Here is a 16,244-nt window from a genome sequence, read left to right on the forward strand (position 1 = left end):
AGTCATGCACGAAGGACTATCGTCGGTCTCCAGTCATACACCAAGGCGGATCCTGTTGGCGGCACAGGAGGGACTGGCCCGAAACAAATGTGGGAGCGGGTTTACCCGCGATGCGCCGCGCGGGCGGCGCTCGATCTCACAGGCACTGCAACCTTATCGTCGAACACCCCAGGCGAAAATGATTTTTGCTACCCCGATTTTGATTTGCACTGCCACACAAGTTGGCTATGGTCGGGGTTTGCCCCAGGCCCTGAGCCTGACCGCGCCATCGCAAGGACCCCGTATGAGCCTGTCACTTCTCAGCCGTTATGCCTTCTTCACCGCTTGTGTACTGTTCACCCTGGCGAGTCTGCCGTTCCTCCACCACGAATGGCTGTGGCCGTTCACCCTGGTCACCGGGGTGCTCAGCCTGATCGGGCTGTTCGACCTGCTGCAACAACGCCACGCGGTGCGCCGCAACTATCCGATCCTTGGCAACATCCGCTACCTGGTCGAGGCCATCCGCCCGGAAATCCGCCAGTACCTGCTGGAGGCCGACAGCGACGCCCTGCCCTTCTCCCGTGCCCAACGCTCGCTGGTATACGCCCGAGCCAAGAACGAAGCCTCGGACAAACCCTTCGGCACCCTGATCGACGTCTACGAGTCGGGCTTCGAATTCATCGGCCACTCCATGCGCCCGGCGCCACTGACCGACCCGGCAAGCTTCCGGGTCATCGTCGGCGGGCCGCAGTGCAGCCAGCCGTATTCGGCGTCGATCTTCAACATCTCGGCCATGAGCTTCGGTTCGCTCAGCGCCAACGCCATCCGCGCCCTGAACAAGGGCGCCAAGCTGGGCAACTTCCACCACGACACCGGTGAAGGCAGCATCAGCCCCTATCACCGCGAAAACGGTGGCGACCTGGTGTGGGAGCTGGGCAGCGGCTACTTCGGCTGCCGCACCGCTGACGGTCGCTTCGACCCCGAACGCTTCGCCGCCCAGGCCCGCACCCCGCAGGTACGGATGATCGAGATCAAGATGAGCCAAGGCGCCAAGCCCGGCCACGGCGGCATCCTGCCCAAGCACAAGGTGACCCAGGAAATTGCCGAAACCCGTGGAGTGCTGATGGGCGAGGACTGTATCTCGCCATCGCGCCACAGCGCCTTCTCCACCCCGATCAAGATGATGCACTTCATCGCCCAGCTGCGTGAACTGTCTGGCGGTAAACCGGTGGGCTTCAAGTTCTGCCTGGGCCACCCGTGGGAATTCATGGGCATCGCCAAGGCCATGCTGGAAACCGGCATCCTGCCCGACTTCATCGTGGTTGATGGCAAGGAAGGCGGCACCGGCGCCGCGCCGGTGGAGTTCACCGACCACATCGGCGTGCCGCTGCGCGAGGGCCTGCTGTTCGTGCACAACACCCTGGTCGGCCTGAACCTGCGCGACAAGATCAAGCTCGGCGCCAGCGGCAAGATCGTCAGCGCCTTCGACATCGCCAGCGTGCTGGCCATCGGCGCCGACTGGGCCAACTCGGCGCGCGGGTTCATGTTCGCCATTGGCTGCATCCAGTCGCAGAGCTGCCACACCAACAAGTGCCCGACCGGCGTGGCCACGCAAGACCCGCTGCGCCAGCGCGCCCTGGTGGTGCCGGACAAGGCCCAGCGGGTGCTGAACTTCCACCACAATACCCTGCGTGCGCTGGCCGAGATGCTGGCCGCAGCGGGCCTTGACCACCCGGCACAGCTGGAGGCCAAGCACCTGGTGCGGCGCGTGTCGGCCACCGAGATCAAGCTGTTCTCGCAGATGCATGTGTTCCTCAAGCCTGGGGAACTACTGACCGGCGAGGTCGATGGGCAGTTCTATTCGCGCATGTGGCAGATGGCCCGGGCCGACAGCTTCGAGCCGATGGCGGCCTGAGCGCGCTCAGTTGATCCGTGCCGATTGCTCGGGCATTGCAAACAGCAGTGCCCGAGAGTCGCCCTTGTCCACCTCTTCCAACTTGAGCCAATCCTGTTCCATCCGCTTCTCGATCTCAGTGACTTCACCACTGGTCACCCACCAGACCCGTTTGTATTGGCTTGCCAACGTTCGCGGTTCAGTTACGACGTGTTCAAGACTTGATGGATAAAGCAGGGTGTCCGCATCGAGTTCACCAACGCTGTAAACCAGTGGCGCCGAACCCGTCTTGTTGTAGAAATCAATCGTAAGCGACCAGAAAGCGTTGTCACTCGTCAACAATGCATCACCTGGCTGCCAGTGCGCGGCAACCTGGGCCATGACGTAATCAAGCCGGTTGTTCACCCATTCGTTGCCACCGCGCAAGTTGAACGCCCGATTATACAGATTTGCCAGACCCACCCCCTCAAAGAACAGGCAGGCGATGAGCAGTGTGACCTGCCATTTCCATCGGAGTCCATTCATTGCCACCGCCAGCAGAATGGGTAACCCGAGAAAGGCAAACACGAGGTAGCGCTCCACATACAACGGCAAAACAAAGGAGAACAGCCATGTCACACAGACGGGCACAAAACAATAGATGACTAACAATGCGCCAGCCTTATCAGGCTCTTTGCTTTGACGAGCAGCACGGGCGGCCGCGACAAAGATCAGGACCGTCAGCACCATCGTCATGATGCCCATGACCGACGAGTCGCCACCTAGCATGAATGCAATCCAGAGGCTTTGCGGTAGGGTGACCAGCGTCACAGGCGCGATCCAGCTCACCATGCCGGTATTTTCATGAACCTGCCCATACAAGGTCGGAAGCCAAGGCAGGTAAGCACTCGCAATGAGCAGATTGCACAACCACCACCGCTGCATACTGATCAGGCGCTGCCCGCCCGGTGCTCGGGCAAACAGAACATACACCCAGCCGACCAATGCCCCCAAGGCAGCAAAGTAATGGGTATACAAGCCGGCAATCATCAATAACGCATAACCCAGCAAGTAACGGCTGTACTGCTGCTGTGCCCATGACAACAACATGTAGGCGGCAGAAAGCATGAGCAAGCCGAGCAGCCCGTACATACGGGCTTCCTGGCTGTAATAAACAGCAATCGGAAACATCGCCAATAACAGACCCGCCATCACGGCAATACGTCGCGAAGCCATGCGATGCGCCAATAGCATACCCGCCGCAACTGTCACTACCCCTAGAACGACATTGAGACTACGGATAGCTACGACCCCATCGCCAAAGCCTGTCATCCACGCATGCAAGAGCAGATAGTACAGAGGCGGATGAACGTCCTGGGCTGTGAAATAAATTGCCCGATCTATCGGCATTCGAGCCAGCCATACGCTGAATGCTTCGTCGTACCAGACAACTTGCAGGTCAAGTTGGTAAAGCCGGACAGCGAGTGCCAGCAACAGAATCCCTACCACAGCGATCGGCCCCGTCACACTTGCCCGGCAATCATTTAGAATGCGCATTATTCCTCCTTGAAGGTCGAGCGTGTCTTCCGACTGCTCCGGCGTCCTGCCAAGGCCCGAATTACATAGCGTGGTCGATGCTTGGACTCCATGTAGATTCGCCCGATGTACTCACCCAGCACGCCGATGCCGATCAGCTGTACACCGCCAAGGAACAGAATGGCGGTCATCAACGAGGGATAGCCCGGCACCGGGTTGCCAAACAGCCATTTGTCGATGACCTGGCAGGCCGCGCTCAATAGCGCGAGCAATGCGATTACACCGCCTACATAAGTCCAGAGTCGCAACGGCATGGTACTGAACGAGGTAATCCCATCCAGGGCAAGATTCCACAGTTTCCAGCCATTGAAGCGGCTCTTCCCTGCCGTGCGCGAAGCGCGGTCATACTCGACCACCGCAGTCTTGAAGCCAGGCCACGACAGCATGCCTTTCATGAACAGTTGCTGTTCAGGCATCGACTTGATCACCTCCACGACCTTGCGATCGAGCAGGCGGAAATCACCGACGTTTTCCTCGATGCGAATCTGCGAAATGCGGTTCAGCAGTAAGTAGAACCCCGCTGCCGTGCAGCGTTTCAAGTAACTGTCGCATGAGCGGTCACGACGTTTGGCGAGCACGACATCGAAGCCTGCCCGCCATTGTTCGATCAGCTTGGGAATCACTTCGACCGGGTCTTGCAGGTCGACGTCTATTGGAATGACAGCATCGCCACAGGCCTGTTCCAGCCCGGCGAACAGCGCGGCTTCCTTGCCGAAGTTGCGTGAAAGGTCGATGAGGGCAACATCGGGATCACCGGCGATCAGTTGGCGGATCTGTTTTTCGGTCCCATCCAGACTACCGTCATTGATAAAAATCAGTTCGACCTGATCTGCCTGGTTGGCAAGCGCCTGGCGCACTGCGTCATAGAATGGCCTGATCGCCTGCTCCTCATTGAAAACCGGCACGATCAGCGAAATATCCATCTACGCTTCTCCGTGAAGACCCATCGCGCAAATACAAAGCCCAGCAACAGGCTGACCAGGCAGAACAGCCCGACGGTCAACGGCGGTGGCCAGCCTTGGCTGTCGGCGAGGCATCCCAGTGACACACTGAGGCTGCCCATCCCCGCCACGAATACGCAGTAGCGCATGAACGAAACGGGCACCCTGAAGGTGAACCGGGCATTGGCAATGTATGAAAAGGACAGCGCCACCATGAACGCGACCAGGTTGCTGAGGGCCTGGTCGTTGCCCGCCAGTTGCATCGCCGCAAACACCACGACATGAATAGCGGTGTTGAAGGTGCCCACGATCAGATACTTGAGGAATGCTGGCATTCTGCGATGCATGCGTGTTCGAGCCTTCCCTGCTTGGCCTTTAAGCCAAGCTAGGGGAAATCAGGCAATGGGACTACTGACAGAAATGCCAGTTGACGGTGATGGCGAAGCGGCCCGTGGCTGCAAGGTTGGACGGCGCGGCAGAGTTGCAGGATGGGGCGGGGATCGCTGGCCGGTGCAGTTGCTGACCGCATTGGGCGGGCTGGTGGCCATGCTGATGCTGGCGGGCGGGCTGGACTGGAACCAGCAGTTGGGGCAACGCGTGGCAGCGACCCCGGTGATCGGGCAAGGGGCAGCCTAGCTGCCCCCCTTTCACATCAGGAAGCCGGGCTGACGATGCCCTGCTCCTGCTTGGGTGCAAGACGGAACGCGTAATACAGCACGGTGAGCAGCACCAGGAATGCCGGGCCGATGTACAGCGCCACGCGGGTATCCTCGAAGTACGCCATCAGGCCCACTACCAGCACCAGGAAGGCCAGGGCCAGGTAGGAGCTCAGCGGCCACAGCCACATGCGGTACTTCAACGCCTTCTGCTCGGCGGTCGAGAGGCCGGCGCGGAACTTGATCTGCGCCAGCAGGATCATCACCCAGGTCCAGATCGCACCGAAGGTGGCAATCGAGGTTACCCAGACGAACACCTTTTCCGGCACCAGGTAGTTGGCCAGCACGCCCAGCAGCAGCGCACCGATCGACAGCAGCAGTGCATTGCGCGGCACGCCGCTTTTCGAAGTGCGGGCGAAGGCGGCCGGGGCCTGGCCGTTCTGCGCCAGGCTGTAGAGCATGCGCCCGGTACTGAAGATGCCGCCGTTGCACGACGACAGCGCAGCGGTAATCACCACGAAGTTGATGATCCCGGCAGCGGTCTTGATACCCAGACGCTCGAAGGTCATGACGAACGGGCTGCCCTGGCTGCCAATGCCGTCCCATGGGTAGATCGACAGAATCACGAACAGGGCGCCGACGTAGAACAGCAGGATGCGCCAGAACACCGAGCCGATCGCCTGGGGGATGGTTTTCTGCGGGTTGCGAGCTTCGCCGGCAGTAAGGCCGATCATTTCCACGCCCAGGTAGGCGAACATCACCATCTGCAGCGACATCAGCACGCCCGTCACGCCGTTGGGCATGAAGCCGCCGTTGCTCCACAGGTTGGAGATGCCCACGGCGACGCCATCATTACCGAAACCAAAAGCGATCACGCCAATGCCGCCGAGGACCATGGCAATGATGGTGACGATCTTGATCAGGGCGAACCAGAACTCGAATTCACCAAACGCCTTGACCGCGATGAGATTGACTGCGCCCATGCTGCCCAGCGCCATCAAGGCCCAGATCCAGCGCGGCACATCGGGGAACCAGATGCCCATGTAGATGGCGACGGCAGTGATTTCCGCGACGCAGGTCACCAGCCACAGGAACCAGTAGTTCCAGCCGGTGAGAAAGCCAGCCAGCGGGCCAAGGTAGTCCTGGGCATAGCGGCTGAACGAACCGGCGACCGGGTTGTGCACGGCCATCTCGCCGAGGGCACGCATGATCACCAGGATCGCCAGGCCACCAATGATGTAGGAAAGCATGATCGCGGGACCGGCCATTTCGATGGCCTTGGCCGAACCGAGGAACAGTCCGACGCCGATACAGGCGCCCAGCGCCATCAAACGGATGTGCCGTTCGCCCAGCTCACGCTTGAGCGGGCCGCCCTCGATGGGCTCGGCAGGGGCAGAAGGGTTGCCGACTGGCATAGCAATACAACCTCATTTTGTTATTGGAGTAGACCTTCGTGCAGCACCAGCCCTGCCGATAGGCGGGACGTTGGCTTGCCAGGCTGGCCTCGTGGGCCGGCTCGTGTGCCGGGCTAGAGCGGCCGGCACGGCGAAGGGCCGAGCAGTATAGGAAGTCCGATACAGGGGTTTTCGCTGTATAACCAGGAAAATTCAGCGAGTTTTTCGGAGCTGGCGCGCCAGCCCCCATTTCCACTACCACCCTACCAACAACGTCATAGGAATAAACCCACACCAAAGCCGCATAGTCCTACGCCACTATTCTCGGCTTCCTACAAATTTTTCACCTGTTCCCACCAACGTCTAAGCTTCAGACAAGCAAGACGAAGATATCTGGCCGGATAGAAGACTATGGGCGCACTGTGGCAATCGGAACCAAGCAGAACGGAAGCATCTGAAGCACCTCCGGCCATGACGCCACAACCGCAGCCCCCACGTCAGCGCAGGCTCTGGTGGCGGCTGATTTTCCTGATCCTGCTGGTGGCACTGATCGCCATCGGTTTTGCTGCCTACGACGAGTTCCGCACCTCCAACCTGCAGTCACGCGAATTCAGCAAGCTGGCCACCACCCTCACCTATTCGCTGCAGCCAGGGCCGAGCGATGCGATCATCTATCCGGGCGAAGGGCCCTTCGACAAGCGCCTGGGCTACAGCGGGCTGGGCGAGTTCCTGCCACGCCTGCTCAAGCGCGACTACCTGATCAGCGAGCAGGTGCGGTTTTCCCCGGCGCTGATGCGCTATGTCGAACACGGCCTGTTCGCGCCATACATCGAAAAGATCCAGGCCGGCCTGTCGATCACCGACTGCCGGGGCGAGACGCTGTACCAGTACAACTACCCGCAACACCTGTACCCGGATTTCGCCTCCATTCCGCCGGTGATGGTCAACAGCCTGCTGTTCATCGAGAACCGCGACCTGCTCGATACCAGGGACGTGAAGAACAACCCGGCCGTGGACTGGCCGCGCTTTGCCAAGGCCGCGTACAGCCAGGTGGCGAAGTACCTGGCCCTGCCTGGCCAGTCAGCGGGTGGCAGTACCCTGGCCACCCAGCTGGAGAAGTACCGCCACTCACCGGATGGCCTGACGGTCAATGGTGCCGAGAAGATTCGCCAGATGATCTCGGCCAGCGTACGCGCCTACCAGGGCGGCCCCGACACCAGCGAAGCGCGCCACCGGATCGTGCGTGACTACCTCAACAGCGTGCCGCTGTCGGCTGTGCCCGGGCATGGCGAAGTGCACGGCATGGCCGAGGGCCTGCGGGTGTGGTACGGCGCCGATTTCGACCAGGTCAACCAGGCGCTGAACTCCACCGCCACGGACCCGGAGAGCATGGCCGCACGCGGCCTGGCCCTGCGCCAGGTGCTGTCGCTGATGATTGCCCAGCGCCGCCCTTCGCATTACCTGTCCAAGGGCCGGGTCGAACTGGCCGAACTCACCGACGCGCATATCCGCGTACTGGCGGCCGCCAACATCATCGAGCCACCGCTGGCCAGTGCGGCGCTGGCCAGCAAGGCGGTCTACCGCGACTGGGTTGCCCAGCCGACCATCGTGCCGATCATCACCAACAAAGGCATCAGCCTGGCGCGCAACCGCCTGGCAGCCATGCTCAACCGCCCGCTGTACGATCTCGACCGCCTCGACGTGTCAGCCACCAGTACCCTGCAGGCCGACCTGCAATTGCAGGTCAGCCAGTACCTGAAAAACCTTGCCGACCCGGAGTTCGCTGCGCAGATGGGCCTGATCGGCGAACGCCTGCTCACCGCCAAGACCACCGACCAGGTGAGCTACAGTTTCACCTTGTTCGAACGCACGGCCGATGGTTCGCGGGTGCGGGTCCAAACCGACAGTACCAACCAGCCGTTCGACATCAACGAAGGCAGCAAACTGGAACTGGGTTCGACCGCCAAGCTGCGGGTGCTCACGACCTATCTGGAGATCATCGCCGAGCTGCACGACAAGTACGCCGGCAAACCTGCCGCCGAGTTGAAGAAAGTCGAAGTCGCCGAGCTCGACCGCATCACCCAGTGGTCGCTGGAATGGCTGGCACAGAACAGCAAGAACCAGAGCCTGGACGCCATGCTCGATGCGGCGCTGGAGCGCAAGTACTCGGCCAATACCGGCGAAGCCTTCTTCACCGGTGGCGGCATGCATGTGTTCAACAACTTCCGCAAGGAAGACAACAACCGCAACCCGACCCTCAAGGATGCCTTGCGCGAGTCGATCAACCTGCCGTTCATCCGCCTGATGCGCGACCTGGTGCGCTACGTCACCTACCAGCAGCCGTTCAACCGCGTGCCGCTGCTCAAGGACGACTCCGACCCACGTCGCCAGGAATACCTGGCCCGCTTCGCCGACAAGGAAGGTACCAGTTACTTGATGCGCTTCTGGAAGAAGTACCAGCGCAAGACATCGCAACAGCGCCTGGACACCTTCCTCGACAGCATGCGCGCCACCCCGCAGCGCCTGGCTGCGGTGCACCGCTACCTGTTCCCGGAAGCCGGCCAGGAAACCTTCAATGCCTTCGTCCGTGCCCACAGCAAGGATGACAAGATCGCCCTGGGCAAACTCACCGACGGCAAGCTGGCGGAGATGTACGAAGCCTATGGCCCAGGCAAGTACGACCTGCCCGACCAGGGTTACATCGCCAAGGTCCACCCGCTGGACCTGTGGCTGCTGGGCTACCTGTTGAAGAACCCGAGTTCCACGCTCACCGAAATGGTCAACGCCAGCCGTTTCGAGCGCCAGGAGGTCTACAGCTGGCTGTTCAAGAGCCGGCACCAGGGTGCGCGTGACAGCCGCATCCGCACCATGGTCGAGATCGAGGCGTTCCTCGACATCCATCAACGCTGGAAACGCGTAGGCTACCCGTTCGATCATCTGGTGCCGTCGCTGGCAACCGCCATCGGCAGCTCCGGCGACCGCCCGGCCGCGCTGTCGGAACTGGTCGGCATCATCCAGAATGACGGCGTGCGCCTGCCGACGCTGCGTATCGATACCCTGCATTTCGCCGCCCATACGCCCTATGAAACCAAGCTGGTCAGCGACCCGGACCGTGGTGTGCGGATCCTGCCTGTGGCAGTGGCGCGGGCGCTGAAGGGTGCCATGTCACAGGTGGTCGACGCCGGGACCGCACGGCGCATCTCCGGCAGCTTCAAGCTCAATGACGGCACGCCGCTGGTAATGGGCGGCAAGACCGGTACCGGCGACAACCGTATCGAAAGCTTCGGTGCTGGCGGGCGGCTGATCGGCTCGCGTTCGCTGAACCGTACCGCCACCTTCGTGTTCTTCCTCGGCGACAACCACTTCGGCACCCTGACGGCCTTCGTGCCTGGACGCTCGGCTGAGGCGTTCAAGTTCACGTCGGCATTGCCCGTCCAGGTGCTCAAGGGCATGGCACCAATCCTGATGCCGTACTTACAACCGGGCAACCCGAACGAATGCAAGCCACCGCAGATTGCGATGCATGGCAACGATTCATCCAAGACGTAGATGATAATCATCGGCATTTAGAGGCTTGTGTTTAGATATATCTTGAGTAATATCTTGCGATATATCTAAACACCGGAAGCCTGCTAATGCGTGACCATGGCGCACATGACCCTTTTGAACGCCGCCCCGCCCGTGGCGAGCGTGGCCCGCGGGTGTTCGCCCCGGGTGACCTCAAGCTGCTGATGCTGTCGATGCTCTGCGAGCAACCGGGCCACGGCTATGACCTGATCCGCCAGATCGAGAACCTGTTCGACGGCAACTACACGCCGAGCCCCGGGGTGATCTACCCCACCCTCAATTTCCTCGAAGAAGCCGAACTGATCAGTGGCCAGGTGCATGGCAGCAAACGCCTGTACGCCATCACCGCAGCCGGCCGTACCGCATTGGCCGATCAGGCCGTCGCCCTGGATGGCGTGCGCATGCGCATCGAAGTCAGCAAGCGCGCCCTGCGTGGCCATGACCGCCCGCCGGAAATCCACGAAGCGGTCGGCAATTTGCGCCATGCCCTGCACATGCACAGCGGCCGCTGGACACCGGAAGAAATCGAACGGGTACGCAACCTGCTCAACGACACTGCCAAGGCCATTGCCTGCGGGCCAACCGATCCAGTCAGGGAGAATCCTCATGAGTGACACCATTCACCGCGTCAATCACGAAATCCGCCAACGTCGCTTGCAGGTACTGCGGGTGACCGACCTCACCCCGCGCATGCGCCGCATCACCCTGGGTGGCACCGAGCTGCAGGGTTTCACCAGCCTGGGCAGTGACGACCACATCAAGTTGCTGTTCGCGGAAACTGCCGAGCAGCAGCAAGCCATCGACGCCCGCAACCTGGGCCGTGACGGCGGCGCTCGGCCAACCATGCGCGAGTACACGCCGCGCCGAATCGACCTGGCGGCCAACGAACTGGACATCGACTTCGTGCTGCACGGCGACGGCCCTGCTTCGACCTGGGCTGCACAGGCAGAACCTGGGCAGACGTTGAACATCGCCGGGCCTCGGGCATCGATGGTGGTGCCGGATATCTTCGACAGCTACCTGCTGGTGGGTGATGAGACGGCGATCCCGGCGATTGGCCGGCGACTGGAAGAACTGCCGGCGGGGCGTCGGGTGCTGGCGGTGATCCAGATCGAGGATGAACAGGAGCGCCAGCCGTTGCCGAGCAAGGCTAACGTTGAGGTGATCTGGCTCAAGCGCGATGAAGACTTGCTGGGGCTGCTCAGAAAACTGACGCTACCGGAAGGCGAGCTGTACAGCTGGGTGGCACTGGAAAAGTCGCTGACCCGCCAGGCCAAAGCCCTTTTGCTGGAAAAAGGTGTGGCGGAAGACGCCCTCAAGGCCGCCGCTTACTGGCGCGCCGATGGGACTGCAGACGGCGACTGAGGATCCCGACCGTGATCCCCTGTAGGAGCGGCCTTGTGTCGCGAAAGGGCTGCGAAGCAGCCCCAGGATTTCAGCGGCGCCGCAGATATTGCCGGGGCAGCGACGCAGCCCTTACGCGACACAAGGCCGCTCCTACAGATCAAGCAACCCTGCGCGATCCCCGCCACCGGTCCAGCGCCAGCAACACCAGGCCAATCCCCCAGAACCCCGCCAACACCCCCAGGGCATTGAGCATGACCTGCCCGTAGCCCAGGCTCGCCACGTCGATGAACGGATAGGAATACACCCCAATCTCACGCCCCCGCCACAGTGCATAGGCGAAATACACCGCTGGGTAAAGCGCCCACACCATCAGGTGCCGGAACCGCAGGCTGCCCTTGGGCACCTCGAACCACCAGTACAAGGCAAACAGCAGCGGCATCACATCGTGCAGCAGTTCATCCGCCAGCCACTGCCAGCCCTCGGGCTGCCACAGGTGGCGCAGCATCACGCTGTAGGCAAGGGCCACCAGCACGATGCTGGCAGCCACCGCCGAACTCACCGATGGCGACAGAAAGAAGCGCTTTGCCGCGGACTCGCGGCCAAAGGCCGCGTAGCTGAGCACCGTCGCCACCAGGGTATTGGTCAGTACCGTGAAGTAACCGAACACATTGATCAGTCCGCCAATCAGACTGGCCTGCTCCTGCCAGCGCGCCAGCAGCACCAGGTAAACCTGCACCGCCAGGCCGAACCAGCCAAGCAACGCCATTGACGTCAGCCAGGGGCGCCGTGGCATGTCAGGCCTGACGCTGCAGCTTCACGTACAACTGCTCGACCTTCTCCCGCGCCCAAGGGGTCTTGCGCAGGAAGGTCAGGCTCGACTTGATGCTCGGGTTGCTCTTGAAGCAGCGCACGTCAACGCGTTCGGCCAGGCCCTGCCATTGGTAGTGCGCCACCAGTTCGGTGAGGATCTGTTCGAGGGTCTTGCCGTGCAGCGCGTTGTGTTGGGCCGTGCTCATGCCAGTGCTCCGTAGGAAAGATGCGCACCTTACACGAGTGTAGTGGCGGGTGGGATGTGTGGTGCTTGTGGAAAAACCGCTGGCCAGGCGCAAAACCTCTGTGCTGAAATGGCAATGTTATATTGTAACAACACTAAATATCTGCCAAGGAACGCCTCATCCCCATGCTGCACATCCCGCTTCGTCTCTCCCCCCTGGCTGTCGCCCTGTGGCTCGCCTCATCACCCAGCCAGGCCGTGGAACTGGAACCCCAGGTCATCACTGCCAACCCGTTAGGCAATCGTCAACTGGCTGCACCCAGCACCGTCCTGGAGGGTGACGACCTGCTGCAACAGCAGCACGGCAGCCTCGGTGAAACCCTGAACAAGCAACCCGGCGTGGCCTCCACCTGGTTCGGCCCTGGCGCCAGCCGCCCGGTGATTCGTGGCCTGGATGGCGACCGCATTCGTATCCTGCGCAATGGCGTGGGGGCTCTGGATGCCTCGTCGCTGTCCTACGACCACGCGGTGCCGCTGGACCCGGTCACGGTCGACCGCGTGGAGATCGTCCGCGGCCCGGCCGCCCTGCTCTACGGCGGCAATGCCATCGGCGGCGTGGTCAACACCTTCGACAATCGCATCCCCGATTCACCGATCGAGGGCATCCACGGTGCCGGCGAACTGCGCTACGGCGGCGCCGACACCACCCGCAGCAGCGCCGGCAAGCTGGAAGCCGGTGACGGCACCTTCGCCTTGCACCTGGACGCCAACAGTCGACAGTTCAACGACCTGCGCATCCCCGGCTACGCGCAGAGCACCAAGGTCCGTGACGCCGACGCACCAGGCAGCCGCCACCGCCTGGAAAACAGCGACGGCCGCCAGGATGGAGGCGCGATCGGCGGTGCCTACAACTGGGAGCATGGCTACGCCGGCCTGTCCTACAGCCGCTACGACAGCAACTACGGTTCGGTGGCCGAATCCGGCGTGCGTCTGGACATGAAGCAAGACCACTACGCCTTTGCCTCGGAACTGCGTGATCTGGATGGCCCCTTCAGTTCGGTCAAGGTCGATGCCGGCTACACCGACTACGAGCACAGCGAGATCGAAGAAGGCGAGGTGCATACCACCTTCAGGAACAAGGGCTACGAAGCCCGTATCGAAGCGCGTCATCAGCCGTTCGGCCCGCTTGAAGGAGTGATCGGTGCGCAGGTCAGCCGCAACGAATTCTCGGCATTGGGCGAGGAAGCCTTCGTCCCGCACACCGACACCGACAGCCTGGCGGTGTTCATGCTCGAACAATGGCAGGCCACCGAGCGCCTGAACCTGAGCCTGGGCGCCCGCATGGAACATACTCGGGTCGAACCTGATGCCAAGGGTAACGAGAACTTCGTCGATGCCGACAGCGCCAGCAGTTTCAATGCTTTGAGCCTGTCTTCGGGCGCGGTGTACCAGCTCGACCCGATCTGGTCGCTGGCGGCCAACCTCAGCTACACCGAGCGGGCCCCGACGTTCTACGAGCTTTATGCCAACGGCGCCCACGTGGCCACCGGCGCGTATGAAGTCGGTGATGCCAGCCTGAACAAGGAAAAGGCCATTTCCGCCGACCTGGCCCTGCGCTTCGACAATGGCACCCACAAGGGCAGCGTCGGGGTGTTCTACAGCCACTTCCGTAACTACATCGGCCTGATCGGCACGGGTAACCTGCGTGAAGGCCATGATCACGACCATGACGAGGATGATCACGACCACGATCATGACGATGGCGGCTTCCCTGAGTACCAGTACCAGGGCGTGCGTGCGCGCTTCTACGGCATCGAGGCACAAGACCGCTGGAAGCTGCTCGAGAACCGCTATGGCAGCTTCGCGCTGGAACTGTCCGGCGACTACACCCGGGCCAAGAACCTCGACCGTGGCGAGCCCTTGCCGCGTATTGCCCCCTTGCGGCTGAACAGTGGGCTGGTATGGGAACTGGACCGCTGGCAGGCGCGGGTCGATGTGCAGCATGCCGCGTCGCAGCATCGCAAGCCTGAAAATGAGACCAGTACCGATGGCTACACCACGCTCGGCGCCAGCGTCGGCTACCGCTTCGATATCGGCCAGAGCCAGTGGCTGGCCTTCGTGCGTGGGGAGAACCTGACCGACCAGACCGTGCGCTATGCAAGTTCGATCCTGCGCGATATTGCCCCCGCGCCGGGGCGCAGTGTGGAAGTCGGGTTGCGCACCACATTCTGACCTGACGCGGTTCCTGTGGGAGCGGTTCACCTGCGAATGCGGCATGTGCGCTGGCATCGCATTCGCGGGTGAACCCGCTCCCACAGGTGGCGCATCACACCTCTGCCACAGGGTTTGTTACCAGATCGGCAACAATCAACTGCGACAATTTGTCTTTTTTTCTTACAACTTCCCCTATATCCTCCCGGCCGCAAGCTGAATCGCTTCATCCAGCATTCCCAATTGCCATATACATCGAAGAGCACGCTTTTCGGTGCGCTTGCCCTTTGCTCAATAATCAAAAAGATAGCGCTATCTCATGTTCCAACTGCCCAAAACCCGCTACACCGGCTTTGCCCTCATCGCTTTCACCGCCGCCCTGCCGAGCACGGCCAGTGCCAGCGAACCCTTCGCCAAGGACTCTCCCTGGATGTTTGGCGACTGGGGCGGCAGCCGCAGCGAGCTGCTGGACAAAGGCTACGACTTCACCCTCGGCTACACCGGCGAGATGGGCAGCAACCTGCACGGCGGCTACGACCACGACCGCACGGCCCGCTACAGCGACCAGTTCACCTTTGGCAGCCACCTGGACCTGGAGAAGATCCTCGGCTGGAACGACACCGAGCTGCAGCTGACGGTCACTGAACGCCACGGCGATAACATCAGCAATGACCGCATCAACGACCCGCGGGTCGGCGGCTTCACCTCGGCTCAGGAGGTCTGGGGCCGCGGCGAAACTTGGCGGCTGACGCAAATGTGGATCAAGCAGAAATATTTCGACGGTGCCCTGGACGTGAAAGTCGGCCGTTTCGGCGAAGGCGAGGATTTCAACAGCTTCCCCTGCGACTTCCAGAACCTGGCTTTCTGCGGCTCGCAGGTGGGCAACTGGGTTGGCGGCATCTGGTACAACTGGCCGGTCAGCCAGTGGGCCATGCGCGTGCGCTACAACCTTTCCCCTGAGCTGTACGCCCAAGTCGGCGTGTACGAGCAGAACCCGTCCAACCTGGAATCGGGCAACGGCTTCAAGCTCAGCGGCAGTGGCACCCAGGGCGCGGTGATGCCGATTGAACTGGTGTGGAGCCCACGCTTCCAAGACCTTAAAGGGGAATATCGCGTCGGCTACTACTACAGTAATGCCAAGGCACAGGATGTTCTCAAGGACGGTAATGGCCAGCCAGCTGCCATCAGTGGCGCCGCCTACCGCAGCAGCTCAAGCAAGCACGGCTTGTGGCTCGGCGCCCAGCAGCAGGTCACTTCGCTGGCGTCCGACCAGTCGCGCGGCCTGAGCCTGTTCGCCAACGCCACGGTGCACGACAAGAAGACCAATGTCATCGACAACTATGTTCAGGCAGGACTGGTTTACAAAGGCCCCTTCGACGCCCGCGCCAAGGACGACATCGGCTTCGCCGTCGCCCGCGTGCACGCCAACCCGGCCTACCGCAAGAACGCCCGCCTGGCCAATCAGGTGGCCGGGCTCGACGACTATGACAACCCGGGCTACCTGCCGGTGCAAGACACCGAATACAGCGCCGAACTCTATTACGGCATTCACCTGGCCGACTGGCTCACGGTGCGCCCGAACCTGCAGTACATCCGCCATCCGGGCGGGGTGTCGCAGGTCGACAGCGCGCTGATCGGCGGCCTGAAGATCCAAAGCACTTTCTGACCACCTTTCTACAACGGAGA

13 protein-coding genes are annotated in these 16,244 nt (G+C 61.6%); 7 read left to right on the forward strand and 6 right to left on the reverse strand.

Annotation, left to right across the window (positions count from 1 at the left end):
- The first annotated feature begins 283 nt into the window (after positions 1–283).
- Positions 284–1,894 (forward strand): FMN-binding glutamate synthase family protein, encoded by a 1,611-nt coding sequence (locus APH33_RS10040; protein ID WP_054884982.1) that lies wholly within the window; start codon positions 284–286, stop codon positions 1,892–1,894.
- 6 nt (positions 1,895–1,900) lie between these two features.
- On the opposite strand, the gene APH33_RS10045 is transcribed toward APH33_RS10040, so the two are convergent.
- Genes APH33_RS10045 through APH33_RS10055 form a run of 3 tightly spaced genes read right to left on the reverse strand, consistent with a single transcriptional unit; the run spans position 1,901 to position 4,724 of the window.
- On the reverse strand, positions 1,901–3,409 hold the full coding sequence (locus tag APH33_RS10045) for a glycosyltransferase family 39 protein (RefSeq protein ID WP_054884983.1): 1,509 nt from the start codon (positions 3,407–3,409) through the stop codon (positions 1,901–1,903).
- On the reverse strand, positions 3,409–4,371 hold the full coding sequence (locus APH33_RS10050) for a glycosyltransferase family 2 protein (protein WP_054884984.1): 963 nt from the start codon (positions 4,369–4,371) through the stop codon (positions 3,409–3,411). Before APH33_RS10050 ends, APH33_RS10045 begins: the two co-directional genes overlap by 1 nt.
- Positions 4,356–4,724 (reverse strand): GtrA family protein, encoded by a 369-nt coding sequence (locus tag APH33_RS10055; RefSeq protein WP_256218611.1) that lies wholly within the window; start codon positions 4,722–4,724, stop codon positions 4,356–4,358. Before APH33_RS10055 ends, APH33_RS10050 begins: the two co-directional genes overlap by 16 nt.
- Positions 4,725–4,791: 67 nt before the next feature.
- Here APH33_RS10055 and APH33_RS27195 point away from each other — a divergent pair, with 67 nt between their 5' ends.
- On the forward strand, positions 4,792–5,025 hold the full coding sequence (locus APH33_RS27195) for a hypothetical protein (RefSeq protein WP_156351926.1): 234 nt from the start codon (positions 4,792–4,794) through the stop codon (positions 5,023–5,025).
- Between the two features lie 16 nt (positions 5,026–5,041).
- On the opposite strand, the gene APH33_RS10060 is transcribed toward APH33_RS27195, so the two are convergent.
- Positions 5,042–6,460 carry an amino acid permease gene (locus APH33_RS10060; protein WP_054884986.1) on the reverse strand — a complete coding sequence of 473 codons (1,419 nt, stop codon included), beginning with the start codon at positions 6,458–6,460 and terminating at the stop codon, positions 5,042–5,044.
- 390 nt (positions 6,461–6,850) lie between these two features.
- Between APH33_RS10060 and APH33_RS10065 the strand changes: the two genes are divergently transcribed.
- The 3 genes from APH33_RS10065 (at position 6,851) to APH33_RS10075 (ending at position 11,371) form a co-directional block, all read left to right on the forward strand.
- A complete protein-coding gene (locus tag APH33_RS10065) occupies positions 6,851–9,988 on the forward strand; it encodes a biosynthetic peptidoglycan transglycosylase (protein ID WP_054884987.1) in 3,138 nt (1,045 codons plus the stop codon).
- Positions 9,989–10,074: 86 nt separating this feature from the next.
- The gene (locus tag APH33_RS10070; protein ID WP_054884988.1) at positions 10,075–10,620 is read left to right on the forward strand and encodes a PadR family transcriptional regulator; all 546 of its coding nucleotides are present in this window, start codon (positions 10,075–10,077) and stop codon (positions 10,618–10,620) included.
- Positions 10,613–11,371, forward strand: a complete 759-nt coding sequence (locus APH33_RS10075) for a siderophore-interacting protein (protein WP_054884989.1) — start codon at positions 10,613–10,615, stop codon at positions 11,369–11,371. Before APH33_RS10070 ends, APH33_RS10075 begins: the two co-directional genes overlap by 8 nt.
- 139 nt (positions 11,372–11,510) lie before the next feature.
- On the opposite strand, the gene APH33_RS10080 is transcribed toward APH33_RS10075, so the two are convergent.
- Together APH33_RS10080 and APH33_RS10085 are read right to left on the reverse strand one after the other, a co-directional pair.
- Entirely contained in the window at positions 11,511–12,146 is a 636-nt protein-coding gene (locus APH33_RS10080; protein ID WP_054884990.1) for a Pr6Pr family membrane protein, read from the reverse strand.
- 1 nt (position 12,147) lies between these two features.
- Positions 12,148–12,369 (reverse strand): VF530 family DNA-binding protein, encoded by a 222-nt coding sequence (locus APH33_RS10085; RefSeq protein ID WP_023378991.1) that lies wholly within the window; start codon positions 12,367–12,369, stop codon positions 12,148–12,150.
- A 164-nt stretch (positions 12,370–12,533) separates the two neighbouring features.
- Between APH33_RS10085 and APH33_RS10090 the strand changes: the two genes are divergently transcribed.
- The gene (locus tag APH33_RS10090) at positions 12,534–14,579 is read left to right on the forward strand and encodes a TonB-dependent receptor (protein WP_054884991.1); all 2,046 of its coding nucleotides are present in this window, start codon (positions 12,534–12,536) and stop codon (positions 14,577–14,579) included.
- Positions 14,580–14,877: 298 nt separating this feature from the next.
- Complete coding sequence (locus APH33_RS10095) at positions 14,878–16,224, forward strand: carbohydrate porin (RefSeq protein WP_054884992.1); 1,347 nt, start codon at positions 14,878–14,880, stop codon at positions 16,222–16,224.
- Positions 16,225–16,244 lie beyond the last annotated feature (20 nt).

Origin of the sequence: Pseudomonas sp. NBRC 111130 (assembly GCF_001320485.1) — a bacterium.
In the GTDB taxonomy this organism is placed as follows: Bacteria; Pseudomonadota; Gammaproteobacteria; order Pseudomonadales; family Pseudomonadaceae; genus Aquipseudomonas; species Aquipseudomonas vlassakiae.